The following is a 19,227-nucleotide window of genomic DNA, read 5'->3' on the forward strand; positions in this document are numbered from 1 at the left end:
GTATTTCTTTGTCTTTAATTCATATTAAACCGGATTAAAATATATTTACAATGAAAATAAAGGGTAATAGTTAACTTTTTGATTCATTCCGTTGTACTTATTCAAATTAAATTTCTTTAACTTTGAGTAAATTCAACTTGATATGAGAGATAAATTTTTGCTGTGGGGAGCCGTTATTCTGGCGGTTGCCTGGGCGGTTGCTTTTCTGATCAAAGCCGACTGGTGGATTCCTTTTTTCCTGACCATCATTTATGCCATAGGCGTTTATAATGTTACCCAAAGCAAGCACGCGATTTTAAGAAACTTTCCGGTACTTGGTTATTTCCGGTATTTTTTTGAAAGTATTTCCCCGGAAATGCAGCAATATTTTATTGAGCGGGAAACCGATGGGAAGCCTTTTCCCAGAAACCAGCGTTCTGCCGTTTACAGACGGGCCAAGAATCTGAGCGATACAGTGCCTTTTGGAACCCAGCTGGAAGTGAATCACAGGAAATACGAAGGGATCAAGCATTCCATTTACGCAAAATCTCCTATGGAAGAACTGCCGAGAGTATGGGTAGGAGGAGAGCAGTGCGCTCAGCCTTATCATGCGTCGCTGTTTAATATTTCCGCGATGAGCTTCGGGGCTTTGAGCGACAGGGCACAGATTTCCCTGAACAGAGGAGCGAAGAAAGGAAATTTCTATCACAATACGGGCGAGGGAGGGATTTCCCCGCACCATCTGGAGGGTGGAGATCTCTGTTGGCAGATTGGAACGGGTTATTTCGGATGTCGTGACGACGAAGGAAAATTCAATCCTGAATTGTTTGAAAAATATTCGACCATGCCAGCCGTGAAAATGATAGAGATCAAATTGTCACAGGGCGCAAAACCCGGTCACGGAGGGGTATTGCCGGCTGTTAAGAATACACCGGAGATTGCGAAAATCCGTCACGTCACACCGGGAATGACCATTCTTTCACCACCATCCCATACTGCCTTTTCGGATGCGGCAGGATTGCTGAGGTTTGTCCGGCAGTTGAGGGAACTTTCAGGAGGAAAACCGGTTGGATTCAAATTATGCATCGGCGATACCAAAGAGTTCGAGGACATCTGCGTACAGATGAATGTTCTGAAAATCTATCCTGATTTTATTACCATCGACGGTGCGGAAGGAGGTACCGGAGCTGCGCCGCCGGAATTTTCAGACGGTGTCGGGATGCCGTTGGAGCCTGCGTTGATTTTTGTAAACCGGACGCTCAACAATTATAATGTAAGAAAAAAACTAAGGGTGATTGCCAGCGGAAAAGTTTTGACAAGTCTGGATATTCTGAGAGCCATTGCCATGGGGGCCGATATGTGCAACAATGCAAGAGGATTTATGTTTTCTTTAGGCTGCATCCAGGCGCTGCGGTGCAATAACAACAAATGCCCGACGGGTGTTGCTACCCAGGATAAAATGCTGATCAAAGGACTGGATGTGACGGACAAGGCAGAAAGGGTTTATCATTTCCATAAAAACACGCTGCATACCTGTAACGAACTGATTGCCGCTGCGGGAAGAAGTTCCTATGAAGAGGTGGACGCCACCATGTTTATGAGAGGCGATGAATTCGATCATCTTTCGGATCTGTATTTCCCGGATATTTTAGGCAACGTAAAACATAAAGCCAGATCTTAGAAAGAATATAAAAAAAGCACTCCGTTATGAAGTGCTTTTTGTTTTATTGATCGCTTGCAGGCCTTGCGTTGGCTTTATAAATCTGGAAATTAAATACAAAAGAAGTATTTTTCAGCGAGTAACCTATGTAGTTGTAATGGTCGCTTCTTCCGAAAGCCGCTCTGGATGGTACAATGATTACCCCCTGTAAATTGTAAGCATCTCCGTCAGCCATATTCTGGAATCCCTGGAAATACTTGAGGCCTTCCTGAAGACCTTCGATTTCGTAATAGCTTCTCTGTTTCGCTGCATCCGTTGCACCCGCATTTAGAACAGTATTTTTAACGTAGTAAAACATCGGGTCCGTTACAGGAGAACCGCTGCCGTTGATGGTATTCAGTAAAGCTCCGGAGGTATTGAATGCGATATTGCCGTCGGTATTGGTCGCCAGATAGTAATTGGCCCTCATCATCGTTCTGATCTGAGTTGCATTCGCAGCCGTAGAATTGGTTTCCAAAGTAACTCCGGATGAAGGCTGCGCCCCGTTTCTGATAATATAAATAACGCCTGAAGGAAGGGTAACCGGACTAAGTTCCGACAGTTTTTTCTGGTTGTCATCAGAAGCATCTGTAGAACTGAAAGCTTTTATATTTCCCTGCGCGTCCAGATAATTGTCGTTCATGAATTTCTGAATGGCCTGATCATCGTATGAATTTCTTACTGCAACATCATCCGGTTCTACAAAGGTTTCCACCTGATCATCCTTTTTACATGCAGTAAAACACAGCGTGCCGGCAAGGATATATAAAAATATTTTTTTCATTTTTAAAAAAAGTTTAATTACTTTACAAATAATATAACGACAAAAGTATAAAAAAATATGAGAATAGATAAATTTTTATGGAGCATTCGTTTTTATAAAACCAGAACCATTGCTACTGAGGAGATTAAAAAGAACCGGGTTTCCATCGGAGCCTCTGTGGTAAAATCTTCCAAGGAGGTAAAAGAAGGTGATGTCATTAAGATCCGTAAGAATCAGATCGATTATAAAATTAAAGTGATCCAGATCCCCAAAAGCAGACTGGGAGCCAAGCTCGTTCCGCTTCACATCAAGGATGTTACCGATCAGGAACAGTACGAATTGCTGAAAATGCGTAAGATGTCCCAGGATTATTACCGCAACAGGGGAGAGGGGAGACCAACCAAAAAAGACCGGAGGGATATGGACGGCTACGTGGAAAACGACGTCGATTCGGATTTTACAGACTGGGACGATTTCTTTGGCGAAACCGGGGACGGCCCGGAAAACGAAGATTAGTAAAAGCTCTAGAGATAGAGCTTTTCTGTTATTTCATTTACAATATCTTCCGGACTGCGCTGGTCGGTATTTACCTGGTACTGGGCTTTGCTGTAAAAAGGATTCCGTTCGAATAAATGTTTCGCGATAAATTCCGCCAGGTTTTCATCATTAATATTGGCGATCAGCGGACGTTTCTCTTTCTGTTTGGAAAGCCGCCCGGTCAGCGTACCTACCGAAGCCCTAAGAAAAACGCTTTTTGAATTATGGTTGATGATCTCCATATTATTATAATACACCGGTGTGCCGCCGCCCAGGCTTAAAACCACATTTTCTTCGGAGGCCAGAATTTCTTCTAGGGTTTCCCTTTCCAGCTTACGGAAGTAGATTTCGCCCTTTTTTTCAAAGATTTCAGGAATGGTAATTTTGTTCCTTCTGGAAATCTCTTTATCCAGATCAATAAGTTTAAAATCGAGTTTATCGCTTAATATTTTGGAAATGTGAGATTTGCCGCTTCCCATGTATCCGATGAGTGAAATTATCATGAATTTTTTTTAAACAAATTTGCAAAAAAGTTTTGAGATAAAGAAAAAACTCATATCTTTGCACCACTAAAAACGAGAGACATTATCACAGTGTTAATCGTTGATACAGTGGCCGACTCGGTAGCTCAGCTGGTAGAGCAATACACTTTTAATGTATGGGTCCTGGGTTCGAATCCCAGCCGGGTCACAAGCAAAAAAGATTACTGGATTTTTGTAATTTTTACGCCTGCGTGGTGAAATTGGTAGACACGCCATCTTGAGGGGGTGGTTTCCTAAGGATGTGCTGGTTCGAGTCCAGTCGCAGGCACTGCAGAAAATTGAAATAATTGATGGTGATATTTGAAATTTTATTTTATATTTATCACTATGAATTGTGGCCGACTCGGTAGCTCCAGCTGGTAGAGCAATACACTTTTAATGTATGGGTCCTGGGTTCGAATCCCAGCCGGGTCACAAGTTTACTGAAAAGTAAATTTTTTTCATATTAATATTTTGTGATTTGGTGTTTCAAAGGCTTCCGCAAGAAGCCTTTGATTTTGAAAATAAATTTTGCGGAAACAAAATATTTTGTATCTTTGCAGCTCTTAAAACAAGATACTGTTTTTAAAATAGCATTTGTGAATTAAGTGACGACTCGGTAGCTCAGCTGGTAGAGCAATACACTTTTAATGTATGGGTCCTGGGTTCGAATCCCAGCCGGGTCACAAGTTTACTGAAAAGTAAATTTTTTTCATATTAATATTTTGTGATTTGGTGTTTCAAAGGCTTCCTTCAGGAGGCCTTTGATTTTTTTTATATCTATCCCGACTCAATCTTCAGTAACAAAAAATGCGCCACTAAATAGGAGCGCATCTTTATTTCTCAAAATAAGTATTTATTCAATCTGAATTCAGAGCCTTTTAATCCAGGTGCATATTGTCAATTAATCTTACACCATCCACTACCACTACAATAAATGCCCTGAAATTCCGGTCTTTATAAAAAAAGTCGGTTTCCCTGAGGGTTTCTTCGTCGGCAATCAGGAAATATTCCAGTTGCATTCCCCTTTGCTGGTCGAAAATATCCTGTACCCGTGCTTTAATTTCAGGAACGGTAATTACTCTGAACCAGTCATTCACCTTTTTCAGGGTTTCAAAAATAACTTTTGACGCTTCGCGTCGGTCTTCCTGCAGTCTTTGGTTCCTGGAGCTTAGCGCCAGCCCGTTCTCTGCCCTGTAGATAGGAACACCTTTGATATTAATCAGCAGTTTTTTATTTTCCGTCATTTTTTTAATAATGGCCAATTGCTGGAAATCTTTCTCTCCAAAATAGGCATTGTCCGGTTTTACCTGATTGAAAAGTTCTTCTACCACAGTCCCCACACCATCGAAATGTCCCGGTCTCGATTTTCCTTCCATTTCATTTTCCAGTCCGCCGAAATCATACTGCCGGCTTTCTGCTTTTTCGGGATAGATATCGGTAACTTCAGGAATATAAACCGCATCTACTAGTCCGGATTTTTCAAGTATTGAAATGTCCCTGTTGATATCCCTGGGATATTTTTCCAGATCTTCCGGATTGTTGAATTGGGTAGGATTAACGAAAATTGATGAGATAACGAGGTCATTTTCTTCTCTTGCCTTTTTATATAATGACAGGTGTCCGTCGTGAAGAGCTCCCATAGTAGGCGCAAAACCTATTTTCTTCCCCATTTCTTTCTGTCGTTCAATGAAATCCTGAAGGACTTTTTTACTTTTTAGAACTTCCATAGCTTTTTTTAATAGTAATTCAAAAATACTAAAAATATCATATAATTATTATAGGATAAGCGTGGGTTTTATCATTTCAGAAAGGTAATTTTCGTAAAAAAATGTTAATTAAAATAATGTTAAATGTTTTTTCGTAATTTTGCGCATTAAAGCATTTTTACAAAAATTAGATAGAAGTTTATGCCGAATCAAAAAATACTGTATATTACTACAGAGATGTATCCATACCAGGAAGACACCAATATGGCTGCAGTGGTAAACAAAATGGCACTTAAGATGCACCAAGAAGGCAATGATGTAAGAGTTTTTATGCCAAGATTTGGACAGATAAGTGAAAGGAAATTCCAGCTTCATGAAGTGATCCGCCTGTCGGGAATGAATATTATTATCAATGACCTGGATCAGCCTCTTATCATTAAAGTAGCGTCTCTTCCGGGGGAAAGACTTCAGGTTTACTTTATCGATAATGAAGAATATTTCAAAAGAAAACAATACTATTTTGATGATGAAGGACAGCCTTTTGAAGATAATGACGAAAGAGCGATATTCTTTGCAAGAGGGGTTATCGAAACTATTAAGAAATTAAACTGGGTCCCGGATGTGATTCACCTGAACGGATGGATGTCTTCCTTCGTGCCTATTTATCTGAAGACGTATTACGAATCCGATACTTATTTTAAAGACGCAAAAATTGTGCTGTCCCTATACAACGAGAAAGACGCACCGTTGGCATCCAATGTCGGCGAAAAGCTGAGCTTCGACAATATTTCGGGATTAAAGGCGTTAGATAATCCAAGCGTAAAAAGTTTTGTCATTGAAAGTATGAACTATGTGGATGCAGTAGTAAAAGGTGATGAATTCTTAGATGAGGACCTTGACAAAGCGTTCAATGAAACGGCCACTCCGAAATCAGAATACCTGGACGTAGATTCTATAAACCAACTTTATTAAAAACACATTTTAATGATCCATACTATTAAGAAAGCGATCACCGTATTTTCTCTGGTGATTTTTGGAAGTGCCATTCTATATAACTGTGAGCCGGATGCCGATACTTTGGGAGAACAGCTGTTTTTAGACGGAGCCGCACAGGGGAATGAAAAATCCTTTGATATTACTGCTTTCAACATTAATAATAACGACAGCATCCGCAGTGATGCCTCAAAATTAACCTACGGTGTACTTGGTGCTTTTAATGAAGGGCAGTTCGGTATGCAGAAGGCTTCTTATCTTACCCAGTTGAGATTATCTACATACGATCCTGATTTTGGAACCAATGCGGTTGTCGATTCTGTGGTATTGGTTATGAAGCCAAGATATGCTTCCGATTCTGTTACAACGAATACGGTAGACGATAACTATACGTATACGACGGCTACTGAAACCAATGTAAATGCTAAAAAAGTAGTGAATACCTATCCGGTTTTAAAATTCGGTAAAGCGAAAAGAACTTTCAATATCAGGGTTCATGAAGTTAATGACTTTCTGAAAGGTGTTTCAGACAGTGTTAAATCCAACCAGACCTTTGCTTACGGAACCGTATTGGGAACAAAGGAATTTAAAGGAAGTGTAAGTTCAGTGGCTATTACGAAAGATGACGGCGGGGCAGCTTTATTTACAGCAGCAAGTCCGGGGATAAGAATTCCGCTGGATAAAACATTTTTCCAGAACAAGATCATTGCCAAAAAAGGCCAGCCTGAACTCCAGGATGCCTCAAACTTCACCCGGTACTTCAGGGGGCTTAGAATTTCCGTTGATGAACAGGATGGATATTTATTTCAGTTCTCTCCAAACGATATGGAGCTGATTATGTATTATAAATATGATAAAACCGATGTAACACCGGCAACAAGACCTCAGGCAACTTATACTTTTGCCCTTGGCGCTGCAAATACGCATATCGGGCAATATCAATATGATCGCACCGGCTCTGTATTAGAAGGGGCTACAATAGGAGATAGAAAAAACGGAGATCCGAAACTTTTCCTTCAGGGGATGGGTGGACCATCAATCGGGATTTCTATTCCGGAAACAACCATTACCGATCTTAAAAAATTGGTTGACAGTAAAGCAGGAATCATCAGTGCCAAAATAAGAATTTATACCGATCCGTCATGGAACAATAAAGATTATGCGAAGCCTACAGAATTCACTTTACTACGTAAGTATACAGATGCAGAAAATGATCCGTCCAAGATCAGAAGCAGTTTTACCAATGATCTTTTAAAATTGGCGGGAATTCCGGGATATACTTTCTATAAATCTTATGATTTGGATAAAAATCCTGCATACTACGATTTTATCGTAACTCAGTCGATTAAAGAAATCGTTGAGCCGGCCAGTAAGCCGACCACCGATAAGACAGAAACCAAATATTTCAAAATAGATTTAGGATCCTTCCAGACTAATTCTGCCGGAACCGGTTTGGCAGGACAGAAATTCACTACCGCACCTTATAATACCAGCAGAGCGGTATTTGTAGGTACGGATGCTGCTAATGCAAACAGAGTACAGTTGAAAATTATTTACGGTACAAAATAAATTTAAAAATCACTTTATATAATATGTGTGGAATTGTAGGATACACAGGTTTTCAGGACGCTTACGATATTGTAATCAACGGTCTTAGAAGACTCGAGTACAGGGGATACGACAGTGCCGGAATCGTTCTGGAAAATAGCAATAATAAACTGGAAGTCGAAAAAACCAAAGGAAAGGTAGACGACTTGGTACAGATCTCCGGTCAGCTGAAAGGGACTGCGAAAATAGGAATGGGACATACGCGTTGGGCTACCCACGGAGTGCCGAGCGACAGGAATTCCCACCCGCATTTGTCTAATAACGGCAAGATTGCAATTATCCATAACGGGATCATTGAGAATTATGACACCATTAAAACCATGCTTACGGAAAAAGGGTTCAGTTTTAAATCTGAAACCGATACCGAAGTTTTGGTTAACCTGATCCAGTACTTTATGGATCTGAATGTGGAAATGGATTTTCCTACGGCAGTGCGGTATGCACTGAATGAAGTATATGGTGCTTACGCCATTACGGTAATGCATGAAGAATATCCGGGTGTTCTGGTTGTCGGAAGATTAGGTTCTCCTTTAGCTATCGGAATCGGTGAAAAAGAATATTTCATTGCTTCGGATGCTTCCCCTTTCGTAGAATTTACAAAAGAAGCCATTTACCTGGAAGAAGGCCATATGGCAACAATTTCCTTAGAAAATGGAGTGGATATCAGAACGATTACCGAAAACTCTAAAATAGAGCCTGAAATTCAGAAGCTTAAATTAAGCCTGGAGCAGATTGAAAAAGGAGGATATGAACATTTTATGCTGAAAGAAATTTTCGAACAGCCTAAATCGGTGCAGGATACGATGAGGGGAAGGCTTCTTGTTGATGAAGGGGTGATTAAGATGGCAGGAATCTGGGACCATATGGAGAAGTTCAGAAATGCCAACCGGATTATCATTATTGCCTGTGGAACTTCATGGCATGCCGGTCTTATCGGTGAATACCTGATCGAAGAATATGCAAGAATCCCTGTGGAGGTGGAATATGCTTCGGAATTCAGATACAGAAATCCTATTATTACTGATAAAGATGTGGTGATTGCAATTTCCCAGTCGGGAGAGACGGCTGATACCATGGCTGCTTTAAAGCTGGCTAAAGAAAAAGGAGCATTCATTTACGGTATTTGCAATGTCGTGGATTCCTCAATCGCAAGGATTACGGATGCCGGATCCTATACACATGCCGGACCTGAAATCGGGGTGGCTTCTACCAAAGCGTTTACGGCACAGCTGACTATTCTTTCCCTGATTGCATTAAAACTAGGAAAGCATAACGGAAATCTGGGAAATGCCGATTTCATGAGCCTGATTGCGGAACTGGATGCAATGCCTAAGAAAATTGAAGATGTCCTGACTGCTACCCATGAGCTGGTACAGCATATCGCGAAGGATTTTGTAAAGGCTACCAACTTCCTGTATCTAGGCAGAGGATACAATTACCCTGCGGCACTGGAAGGTGCTTTAAAACTAAAAGAAATCTCTTATATTCATGCTGAAGGATATCCGGCTGCCGAAATGAAGCACGGTCCGATTGCATTGATCGATGAAAATATGCCGATTGTTATTATTGCACCTAAAAAGGGGCATTATGATAAGATCGTAAGCAATGTTCAGGAAATTAAGGCAAGAAAAGGGAAAGTAATTGCTGTTGTAAATAGAGGAGACGTCCAGGTAAGTGCAATGGCGGATTACGTTATTGAAATTCCTGAGACCTCAGAATGTTTCTCACCGATTGTTGCATCTGTACCACTACAACTCCTTGCTTATTATATTGCGGTGTACAGGGGCGCGAATGTAGATCAGCCGAGAAACCTCGCCAAATCGGTAACGGTGGAGTAAAACTTATGGGTAAATAAAATAAATTTAGATTTATTCCGTTATTTCAAAAAAAACCTTAAAAGTTTCTTAAAAAAATTATATATTTACGGCTTAATTATAAAAATTAACATGAAAAGGATATTTCTTTTATTATTGTCTGCGTCGGTAGCATCGGTATCTTGTTCAGGTGGGGGGGCCTCTTCAGTAGGTAAACCGGGAACAAAAGGAGAATTGATACCTAGAGAAAAAACAAAATCATTTGTTGCAGAAAGACCATTTGGTATGGTTGCCATTCCTGCAGGATCATTTGTAGCCGGATTAACGGATCAGGATTTCACAGATAGTCCTGAAAAGGCCCAGGCTAAAACCGTTACGGTTTCTTCTTTCTTCATGGATGAATCGGAAACTACGAATGCAGAATACAGGGTATTTATCAACTATGTAAGAGATTCTATCGCTAGAACTTTACTTGCTGAAGCCGCCGGAGAAGGAGGGGAAGGTAAAGGTAGAGGGACAAACATCGGAGATTATGCATACCTTGCTCAAAAAGAAGAAAATTTAACACCTTATCAGGAATATTTAGAAGGACAGGGCGGTGGAAACGAAGGAAACTTCGACCCGACCAAAAAACTGGACTGGAAAGTTCCATTGCACTGGAATACTTCCAAGTATCCTGATGTAGAATACGCAGAAGTGTTAGAATCGATGTACTTACCGGCTTCATCAAGAGTAAGTAACGAAAGAATCCTTGACGTTAGTAAACTTAAATATACCTACAGATGGGGTGATATGGATGCTGCCTTAGCTGAAAGAGAAAGAGGCGTAAATTACCTTAGAAGCGAAAGCATCGCCATCTATCCTGATACAACGGTTTGGGTAAAAGATTTCCATTTCGCTTACAATGAGCCATTGTTCGAACAGTATTTCTGGCACAAAGCTTACAAAGACTATCCTGTAGTTGGAGTAACCTGGGATCAGGCAAGAGCTTACTGTAATTTCAGAACCAAACTGAAATCTGATTATAACGAAAGCCTGAAGAGAAGAAAACAAAAACCATTGATTTTCAGACTTCCTACGGAAATTGAGTGGGAATATGCAGCAAGAGGCGGAATGCAAAATGCTACTTACCCTTGGGGAGGTCCTTACTTGATGGACGACAGAGGTTGCTACCTGGCAAACTTCAAACCGAAAAGGGGTAATTACATGGAAGACGACAAAAAAGGTACTTATACATATACTGCTCCAGTAAAGAAATTTAAAAAGAATGGATACGGGTTATTTGATATGGCTGGAAACGTTTCTGAATGGACAGAATCTGCTTACAACAACTCTTCATACGGGTTCGCATCTACATTAAATCCTTCTACCAAAGATAAAGTTGATACTAAAAAATCAGTAAGAGGAGGTTCTTGGAAAGATGTAGGATACATGCTGATGAACGGTGCAAGGGATTGGGAAAGAAAAGATTCAGCGAGAAGCTATATCGGATTCAGAACCGTACAGGATATTCCTGAAGCTGCTGTTAAGCCAAGAAAAATTAACAGATAAGATTCATTAGACACTATTCAATAACAATTTTATTTAACATTAAAAAAAACTAACTTATATGTTTAAGACTAAAGATGCTTGGATGAATTTCTTCTATTCATTCGGTGCTGCAATTGTAATTCTTGGAGCTTGGCTTAAAATTACCCACATCACTTTAGGACCGATCAATGGTAACATTGCTCTTACCGTGGGACTTATTACAGAAGCGATTATCTTCATTATCTTCGCTTTCGACCCGCCGAAATCTGAAGAGTCTTATGCCTGGGAAAATGTTTATCCTGAATTATTGGATAAGCATGCAAATCCTAATCCGTTACATTCTAATGTATCTAAAAGCAACGCTGCTCAATTTGCTGAACTTGAAAATTCACTTTCTACCAAATTGGATAAAATGCTTCAGGACGCTAAACTTGATGTCCAGTTATTTGAAAGACTGAGAACAGGTATTGATAAATTCTCAAGTTCGGTAGACCAGATCAACCAGACCGTTGACGTATCATCTTCCACTCACAAATACAACGAGCAGCTGAACAAAGCAGCTCAGCACATGGAAAGCATGAATGCTTTGTATGCCATGCAGATGGAAAGCACAAAGAAGCAATCTGAGTTTACTAATAAGTATGTAGCAGATATGCAGAAATCTGCTGAACAGTCTGAAAAATTCAATCAGGAACTACAAGGTTTAACTTCAAACTTGAACAACTTAAACAGAGTTTATGGTGGTATGTTAACTGCTATGAAATCTTAATTTTCCAAAACCATTTTTTAATTTAACTATTTAATCAAAAACAAAGAAAAGAGAATGGCAGCAGGAAAACAGACACCTCGTCAGAAGATGATCAACCTGATGTATTTGGTGTTCATCGCTATGATGGCCCTAAATATTGATGCGGAAATCATCAGGTCATATTATGACTCTACCAAAGCACTTAATGAAACCCGGACGTTAACGGAAAGAAAAAACGAAAGAATATTTGAGAAAACCCTTGAAGCTAAAGCTCAGCAGGTGCCCGATACCTATGCGCAGCCTTGGGCCCAGTATCAGGTTCTTAGGGATAAGATCAACGTTTTGGTAAAATCTGCACAGGGTATTAAAGATGAGCTTAAAAAGAAATCTGAATTTCATGATAAAGATGCTCAGGGAAAAGATATTGATGTAAGTGAAAACTTTGCAGCATTAAATAACAATGAGGCAACCACGGAATATTTTTTTAAGGAAGGTGATGAAAATACCCCTTCAAAAGGAGCGTTGGATTTAAAATCTAAAATTGATGATGTAAGAAATTATATCAATTCAACTTTTGGGAATAACGCTCAATTGAAAGACTTAGTTGACAGAGCCAACAAATCTTTGATCGCAGAATATCCTAAAGGGAAATCTCCGAATGAGAAGACATGGTTCCAGAATAAGTTCTATCACCAGCCGTTAATCGCAGCGATTTCAAACCTGGAGATTATCCAGAATGACGCCAGAAACGTACAATCTGACGCCTTGGCATTAATGCTTCAGGAAAAAGTAGATGCGAGCATTAAATTCAACAGCTATGAAGCCATTGTTTCCGCACCTGTAGATGTGGTAGCTGGAAAACCGGCTGAAGCTGTTGTCATGTTAGGAAACTATTCAAACAGCAACAAAATCAGCATTTCCGGTGTAAGCAGACAGGAAAACGGAAAAGGATACGCTTCATTGAATACAGGCGGAATCGGACAAAAAACGTTCAGCGGTAATATTACATTGACGGACGCAACTGGTAAGGCACAGAACTTCCCGTTCACACATACGTATAATGTAATCGCAGGACCGCAGGAAGTTAAGCTTCAGAAAGGATTATTACTTTCTGCTGATAAAATGAATGTAATGTACAGAGGTTTGGAAAACCCGGTATCTGGTTCTATATTAGGTGCTGATAACTCTAAGCTTTCATTATCTGCTCCGGGTGCTGTAGTAAGAAGTACCGGTCCAGGCAAATGGAGTGTAAAACCTCAGGCTGGAAATACAGTTAAATTAACATTATCTGGAACAGATCCTTATGGAAAATCAATCACTCAGGTGTTTGAATACAGGATTAAGAACGTACCACCACCACAAGGGCAAATGAGAGGGCAGAATGTATTAACAATGCCAGCAACCTCTATTCCGAATCAAACCGTTCAGGCAGCTATTCCTGATTTTGATTTCCCGGTTTCATTTACTGTTACTGAATTTATGGTAAGAATTCCTGGTAGAGCAGCAATGCTTGTAAAAGGTAATTCATTATCTGATGCTGCAGGCTTATTGAAAAATGTCAGACCTGGAGACGATGTTTCAATTATTGAAATAAAAGCTACGGCACAAGGATTAGAAGGCCCTGTTAAGAGAATTACTCCAATCATCATACATGTTCCATAATTTAAAACAATAAAAATGAAAAAATATATTAGCAGTCTTATGGTATTAGCTTCTGGGTTTGCATTTTCCCAGACTATACTAAACGCTTCATCACCTGAAGAGTTTAGACAGATGAGATCTGAAAATACCAGGAAGGTAGGAGATTCTATAGTTAGTAACAAAGTTACCCCTCTTGAATATGGTTACGTAGATGAAAAAGACATCTTAAAAAGTATGTTTGTTTGGGAAATTATTGATCTTAATGATAAAATAAACCAACCTTTTTACTACGATAATCCGGATGGGCTTCAATCTAGAACAACAAGATCTCTATACAAAATTTTGCTTGATGCAGCAATGAGTGAAGAAGTTAAAGAGGTTTATGATGATGAAAACTTTACGACCAAGTTAACTCCTGAGCAGATAAAAGCAAGATTACAGAAAGTGGTTGCGAGTGATGTTATCGTAGATATTATTGCTTCAGGTAGAAAACCAACTGAGCAGGAAATCAAAGAGAATACCGATATTTTTGAAACTACAACGGATAAAGTGAAAGTTCTTAAAATGATGGGTATGTGGTTCATTGATAAAAGAGACGGACAACTGAAATACCGACCTCTTGGTATTGCTGCTATGGGTCCGGATCCAGCTGTACAGGGAGTTTACGATGCGGAAGGAAGAGCGATCGCCGGTAAAGATGAACTTATTGATTTGTTCTGGATCTATTATCCTAGCGCGAGAGATATTTTAGCAAATAATTATGTTTATAACAGAAAAAATTCGTCTGCAGATTTATCTTTTGATGACTTAATTAATGCAAGAAGATTCTCTTCCGTGATTTATAAGTCTTCTTCAGGGATGGGTGACGGTGTTATTGACGATTATGTTCCAAATGATGCCGATGCGCAAATTGAAGAAAGCGACAGAATCAAGGCGCAGATCCTTAAAATGGAAAACGAAATGTGGAATTATTAAGATTTCACTTGGCAAGTATAGAAAACCTGAGTATTTTTACTCAGGTTTTTTTATTATGGATACTATAGATTACATCATTGTCGGAGACGGGTACGCAGGGCTTTTCTTTGCCCATCAGCTGATCAGGAACAACAAATCTTTTGTTTTGTTTTCGGAAGAAAGAAAAAGTGCTTCACAGGTTTCTGCAGGAATTATTAATCCGGTTGTCCTGAAGAAATTCACCACTTTCTGGAAAGCGCAGGAACAGATCCGCTTCCTGAAAAGTTCATTGCAGGAAATTGAAAAGTATACCGGTAAAAACTATCTGATTGATGCACCCATCCACCGTATTTTCCATGATGAAAACGAGCAGAAACTCTGGCTGAAAAAATCAGAGAATGAAGAGCTGAATAATTTTCTGAATGAAAATTTCGATCGTTTAGAAGGGGTAAAAAACGATTTTCTTACAGGAAAGGTCAATCAGTCTGCCAGGCTCGATGTTAATGGTTTTTTTACTGGTTTATTTGGTTTTTTAGAGAGCCGGGGCTTTCTCATGAAAGAAAAATTCAATTATAAGGAATTGAACCCTGAACGATCAGAATATAAAAACCTTCGGTTCAAAAATATCTTGTTTTGTGAAGGAATGGGCGTAACGAAAAATCCGTTTTTCTCCGGTATTCCCGTACAACCGAATAAAGGACATCACATCAAGGTAAAACTCTCTCAGAAAATTCCTTCAAACATCACCATCAAGAAAAAACATTTTTTATTTCCCGTTGATGAAGAACTTTATTTTTACGGCGGCACCTATGACCGGGAGCAATTGCATGATCAAGTGGATGATTCTGCCGTAGAACAGCTGAAAAAAGGCTTATCCGAATTTTATTCATCAGACTTTGAAATCACAGACGTTAACATCGGGTTCAGGCCTACGGTAAAAGACAGAAGACCCATCATCGGCCGTCATCATGAACATCAGAATCTATATGTTTTTAATGGTTTAGGCGCACGGGGTATTTTAAACGGATGTTATTTCTCCAGAACCCTTTACGATTTAATAGAAGAAGGCGTTCCCTTGCCTCCGGAAGTTTCTCTGGACCGTTTCAGATAAGCAATATTAATTGACTGGAAGCATACATTATCTGTTATATTATTCGTAAATTAAAATCTGTAGAACAATTGATTTATGGATGAAAATCTTTTAGGAATTATAGCAGGGGCTTTAACTTCAGTAGCCATGCTTCCACAGCTTATAAAAGTAATTAAACAGAAAAATGCAAAAGATCTTTCCTGGGGAATGCTGATTGTACTTATTTCAGGGCTTTCTTTATGGGTGTGGTACGGATTCCTGAAAAATGAACTTCCCATTATCCTTTCCAATGCTTTTGCGGTAATCGTTAATGTTACCCTCCTGATATTTTGTATTATATATAAAAAGAAATCGTCGTAAAAAGGCGAACACTTCCGCCCAAACGGAAGTGTTCTTATGTATGATGATGTGTTTCCGGATTAAGGCTGAGCAACAAATTTCGCCAAAGGAGCCATTCGGGCTTTATTGAGCATTAAAGTATCTCCGTTTACGGAATAATTGTCGGCGGCCAGAAGTGCCTGGGTAAACGCGCGTTCTGTGGCGAGGTCGTCGCAGGCAATCATGGTTGACATTCCCTGGTTAAATTTAATACGCATCGATTCCGGCTTTATTTCAAAAGTTCCGCCTACGCCATTGCATCCTCCGTGCCCGGAATACCGCATATCTGCCGTATTCAGCATAAAATAAGGATTAGCCTTAGGGTTTTTAAGTGCTATCGGTTGGCCGTTAATTTCCGTAAGTTTCCAGGTTTTCCCTGTGATAGCCATAGATTTCACAGGAGAAGCCGTATTTCTCTGCATATTGGCACATGAGCCGGTTGTCATTATTATCAACAGCGAAGAAAAGCAGATGATGGTATTTTTCATATTTAAAGGTTGTGAAAAAATTTGAATAAATTTAATAAGAAGCCATTTTGGTGTCTGAAGAGGAAGCCTTGGCTTTTTTATGGTGGAAAAGTACCATGTTGTAATCTCTTTTCAGGAATGTCACCTCACCCCTTACATCGGAAAACTGGTAAAAAGCATCAGTTGCAGTAAATTCCGGCATTTCGTCATTCTTTTTAAGCTCGTAGGTTTTTCCGTCCAGCCTTACTGTAACCGTATTTTGGGTTTCATTGATAGTCAATTCAAGCTGATCGCCGAAATCATCAGTATATATCTCTTTGGTGATATGATCAGCATTCTTTTTTATATCAGCAACATTTTCAAGATTTGCTTCTTCTTCCTTTGACTGATGCCGACACGCTGCCAGGGTAAGTAACGGTATTAAAGCAATAGTAATGGTTTTCAATAATTTTCTCATAATAATAAGTGATTTTTCGGTGATTCATGAATAGGTATGCTGTTATCCTATAAAATTACAAATTATTTAATCATAATGTGTTAATTTTTAATAAATTAATTAAAAATTCTTATGTTATAATTATTATGCTTTTATTTTTAATCGGTCGAAAAACGAAATGGCATTTACAAAAACCATGCTAAGAATGGCAATCAGGATAAAAAAATTGATATAAAATGATGAATCTGATTTCAAAACTATGTATTTCCAAAGATAAGAATATTAAGGACGCAATATTTGATTAGGATTTCATTCAGGTGCTTAAATATTTGGACAGTTGATCAGAGGGTACATCTATAAATACGTCGGTTTTTAAATTTAAATTAAATATTAACATTTTTATTTATCAATAATTTAAATATCAGGGGTTAAATTAATTGTTTTATATAAATTAATTCTTATTTTAATATATTTTAACATTAAAATGAATATTTATTACCGTTTATTGCCATATCATAATGCTGTACAGGTATTTTATAAATGTGTAACCTTTAGTTATGTGTTTTTAAGTCAGGTGGTTAAATTGATGTTATGATAGTTTATTAATAAAATTCAGTTATTTTAAAGTAGTGTTAAATATTGTTAATATAAATATATTGCAACAAAACTATCTTGAAACTTAAGAAAACTAAAAACTACCTTTGTCACAGAAATCATGAGAAACTATATCGTATATTTTTTGACCGCCCTTTTTCTTCTTTTCGTAGTGGAAAGCAAGATCAATGTAAGGACTTTAAAAAGTAATTATACAAACCATACTTCTCAGAATTTACCAAAAAAGGCAAACCGTCTCAACCAGACTTATGAGAAACTGACGGTTCATCAGTCGCCCGATAACACGGCCAATGCTTATTCTCTGGAAATTACAGAAGATAATTTCCAGTTCTCAGACAGTTTTCAGGCCGTTATTGTTTTCGCCGGTGTTTTCACTTTGGTGTATATCTTCGGACTGAAAAGTTTCAAAAAATCAAAGCCTGTTCTGCACGGCTTTTTATCAGGATTTTCTACAGTTAAAAAGTTTATTCTGATCCGTTCCATAAGAATTTAAACATTCTCTTTTCCAAAGTTTTTTTCTGCTGATCCGTTCGGCGGAAATCCTCCTGCGTTGTGTTGCCGGTAATCACCACAGCCGCAGTATCCTTATTGCCATTTTCCTATTTAAAACATTAACGATTTACATAAACTCTACCATTATGATTAAAAGAGTTGTCGCAGGCATTGCGCTAAGCAGTATTTTTTTGTTCACCGGTTGCAACAAGAAAACAGAAGAAAAAGAAGAAGCCACGGTATATCCCGTAACCACACCGGTAGTGATGGATACGGTGATTGATAAAGAATTTGTGGCTCAGATCAGATCGGTAAAGAACATTGAGGTCCGTGCCCAGGAAAAAGGCTTCCTCGAAAAGATCTTTGTAGACGAAGGACAGTTTGTCCGTCAGGGGCAGACCTTATTCCGGATTATGCCGAAACTCTATCAGGCAGAACTCCTGAAAGCCCAGGCGGAAGTTGCCCAGGCTACGATCGAACTGAAAAACGCCAGCACCCTGGCAAATAACAACATTGTTTCCAAAAATGAAAGATCCATGGCCAAAGCCAAGCTGGATGCAGCCAACGCCGAAGCCAAGCTGGCACAGATCCATCTTTCGTTTACGGACATCAAAGCTCCGTTTTCCGGAATTATCGACAGGATTCCTTTGAAATTGGGAAGTCTAGTGGATGAGGGAGATTTACTCACCTCCCTCTCCGATAACAACGATATTTATACTTACTTCAATGTTTCGGAACCCGAATACCTGAATTACCAGAGAAATGCAGCTTCCCGGGGAAGCAATCAGGTAGCTTTGGTTATGGCAAACGGCGATGTTTTCCCGCAGAAAGGGGAAGTACAGACTATTGAAGGACAGTTTGACAGCGAAACCGGAAACATTGCATTCAGGGCGAAATTCCCGAATCCCGATAAGCTGCTGAGAAACGGAGAGACCGGAAAAATAAGAATGACCCTGCCTTTGAAAAACGCCATGCTTATTCCTCAAAAAGCAACCTATGAAATCCAGGATCAGAAATACGTATTCGTAGTGGACAAAAACGGAACCGTAAAATCAAGGAACATAAAAGTAGCGTATGAGCTTCCTGATGTTTATGTGATAGCTTCCGGACTTTCCACAGGAGATAAGATATTGCTGGAAGGTGTTCAGAAAGTGAAAGACGATCAGAAAGTCCAGGTAAAGGCTCAGGACCCTAAAAAAGTTCTTCAGTCATTGAAATTAAAAGCAGAGTAGGACTCATTAATGAAGTAAGTA

General features: G+C 39.2%; 18 protein-coding genes and 4 tRNA genes. 17 read left to right on the forward strand and 5 right to left on the reverse strand.

All coding sequences use genetic code 11. The features are described 5' to 3' along the window. Window positions 1-142 precede the first annotated feature (142 nt). Window positions 143-1,660 carry an FMN-binding glutamate synthase family protein gene (locus tag FY557_RS06810; RefSeq protein ID WP_149246536.1) on the forward strand — a complete coding sequence of 506 codons (1,518 nt, stop codon included), beginning with the start codon at window positions 143-145 and terminating at the stop codon, window positions 1,658-1,660. A 43-nt stretch (window positions 1,661-1,703) separates the two neighbouring features. Here FY557_RS06810 and FY557_RS06815 read toward each other — a convergent pair whose 3' ends face one another. Beyond that, window positions 1,704-2,462, reverse strand: coding sequence for a hypothetical protein (locus tag FY557_RS06815; protein WP_149246537.1), 759 nt, complete (start codon window positions 2,460-2,462; stop codon window positions 1,704-1,706). Between the two features lie 57 nt (window positions 2,463-2,519). Here FY557_RS06815 and FY557_RS06820 point away from each other — a divergent pair, with 57 nt between their 5' ends. After that, window positions 2,520-2,957, forward strand: coding sequence for an RNA-binding S4 domain-containing protein (locus FY557_RS06820; RefSeq protein WP_149246538.1), 438 nt, complete (start codon window positions 2,520-2,522; stop codon window positions 2,955-2,957). A gap of 8 nt (window positions 2,958-2,965) precedes the next feature. Here FY557_RS06820 and FY557_RS06825 read toward each other — a convergent pair whose 3' ends face one another. Next, window positions 2,966-3,481, reverse strand: coding sequence for a shikimate kinase (locus FY557_RS06825; protein WP_149246539.1), 516 nt, complete (start codon window positions 3,479-3,481; stop codon window positions 2,966-2,968). Window positions 3,482-3,595: 114 nt separating this feature from the next. Between FY557_RS06825 and FY557_RS06830 the strand changes: the two genes are divergently transcribed. From FY557_RS06830 to FY557_RS06845, 4 genes are all read left to right on the forward strand, one after another. After that, window positions 3,596-3,668: transfer RNA gene (locus FY557_RS06830), tRNA-Lys, on the forward strand. Between the two features lie 37 nt (window positions 3,669-3,705). After that, window positions 3,706-3,788: transfer RNA gene (locus FY557_RS06835), tRNA-Leu, on the forward strand. Between the two features lie 72 nt (window positions 3,789-3,860). Then, window positions 3,861-3,934 (forward strand) — tRNA-Lys (locus FY557_RS06840). A gap of 178 nt (window positions 3,935-4,112) precedes the next feature. After that, window positions 4,113-4,185, forward strand: a tRNA-Lys gene (locus tag FY557_RS06845). Between the two features lie 195 nt (window positions 4,186-4,380). Here the strand turns inward: FY557_RS06845 and panC are convergent. After that, on the reverse strand, window positions 4,381-5,229 hold the full coding sequence (gene panC, locus FY557_RS06850; RefSeq protein ID WP_149246540.1) for a pantoate--beta-alanine ligase: 849 nt from the start codon (window positions 5,227-5,229) through the stop codon (window positions 4,381-4,383). Between the two features lie 180 nt (window positions 5,230-5,409). On the opposite strand from panC, the gene FY557_RS06855 reads away from it, so the two are divergent. The 9 genes from FY557_RS06855 to FY557_RS06895 all read left to right on the forward strand — a co-directional run bounded on the left by FY557_RS06855 (window position 5,410) and on the right by FY557_RS06895 (window position 15,946). Then, a complete protein-coding gene (locus FY557_RS06855; RefSeq protein WP_149246541.1) occupies window positions 5,410-6,180 on the forward strand; it encodes a glycogen/starch synthase in 771 nt (256 codons plus the stop codon). A gap of 12 nt (window positions 6,181-6,192) precedes the next feature. Then, entirely contained in the window at window positions 6,193-7,770 is a 1,578-nt protein-coding gene (locus FY557_RS06860) for a DUF4270 family protein (protein ID WP_149246542.1), read from the forward strand. Between the two features lie 23 nt (window positions 7,771-7,793). Further along, window positions 7,794-9,647, forward strand: coding sequence for a glutamine--fructose-6-phosphate transaminase (isomerizing) (gene glmS, locus FY557_RS06865; RefSeq protein WP_149246543.1), 1,854 nt, complete (start codon window positions 7,794-7,796; stop codon window positions 9,645-9,647). 108 nt (window positions 9,648-9,755) lie between these two features. Continuing rightward, window positions 9,756-11,174, forward strand: a complete 1,419-nt coding sequence (gene gldK / locus FY557_RS06870) for a gliding motility lipoprotein GldK (RefSeq protein ID WP_149246544.1) — start codon at window positions 9,756-9,758, stop codon at window positions 11,172-11,174. 58 nt (window positions 11,175-11,232) lie between these two features. Then, window positions 11,233-11,922 (forward strand): gliding motility protein GldL, encoded by a 690-nt coding sequence (gldL, locus tag FY557_RS06875; protein ID WP_149246545.1) that lies wholly within the window; start codon window positions 11,233-11,235, stop codon window positions 11,920-11,922. Between the two features lie 54 nt (window positions 11,923-11,976). Next, complete coding sequence (locus FY557_RS06880; protein ID WP_149246546.1) at window positions 11,977-13,563, forward strand: GldM family protein; 1,587 nt, start codon at window positions 11,977-11,979, stop codon at window positions 13,561-13,563. 15 nt (window positions 13,564-13,578) lie between these two features. After that, window positions 13,579-14,517, forward strand: coding sequence for a gliding motility protein GldN (gene gldN, locus FY557_RS06885; protein WP_149246547.1), 939 nt, complete (start codon window positions 13,579-13,581; stop codon window positions 14,515-14,517). Between the two features lie 55 nt (window positions 14,518-14,572). Beyond that, a complete protein-coding gene (locus tag FY557_RS06890) occupies window positions 14,573-15,607 on the forward strand; it encodes an NAD(P)/FAD-dependent oxidoreductase (RefSeq protein ID WP_149246548.1) in 1,035 nt (344 codons plus the stop codon). A 75-nt stretch (window positions 15,608-15,682) separates the two neighbouring features. Next, window positions 15,683-15,946, forward strand: a complete 264-nt coding sequence (locus FY557_RS06895; RefSeq protein ID WP_149246549.1) for a SemiSWEET transporter — start codon at window positions 15,683-15,685, stop codon at window positions 15,944-15,946. A gap of 59 nt (window positions 15,947-16,005) precedes the next feature. Here FY557_RS06895 and FY557_RS06900 read toward each other — a convergent pair whose 3' ends face one another. Beyond that, window positions 16,006-16,452 (reverse strand): META domain-containing protein, encoded by a 447-nt coding sequence (locus FY557_RS06900; protein ID WP_228451722.1) that lies wholly within the window; start codon window positions 16,450-16,452, stop codon window positions 16,006-16,008. A 31-nt stretch (window positions 16,453-16,483) separates the two neighbouring features. Next, a complete protein-coding gene (locus FY557_RS06905; RefSeq protein ID WP_149246550.1) occupies window positions 16,484-16,888 on the reverse strand; it encodes a hypothetical protein in 405 nt (134 codons plus the stop codon). A gap of 694 nt (window positions 16,889-17,582) precedes the next feature. On the opposite strand from FY557_RS06905, the gene FY557_RS06910 reads away from it, so the two are divergent. Continuing rightward, window positions 17,583-17,975, forward strand: coding sequence for a hypothetical protein (locus FY557_RS06910; RefSeq protein WP_149246551.1), 393 nt, complete (start codon window positions 17,583-17,585; stop codon window positions 17,973-17,975). A 148-nt stretch (window positions 17,976-18,123) separates the two neighbouring features. Further along, window positions 18,124-19,206, forward strand: a complete 1,083-nt coding sequence (locus tag FY557_RS06915; RefSeq protein ID WP_149246633.1) for an efflux RND transporter periplasmic adaptor subunit — start codon at window positions 18,124-18,126, stop codon at window positions 19,204-19,206. Window positions 19,207-19,227 lie beyond the last annotated feature (21 nt).

Source organism: Chryseobacterium sp. SN22 (genome assembly GCF_008329705.1).
Classification (GTDB): domain Bacteria; phylum Bacteroidota; class Bacteroidia; order Flavobacteriales; family Weeksellaceae; genus Chryseobacterium.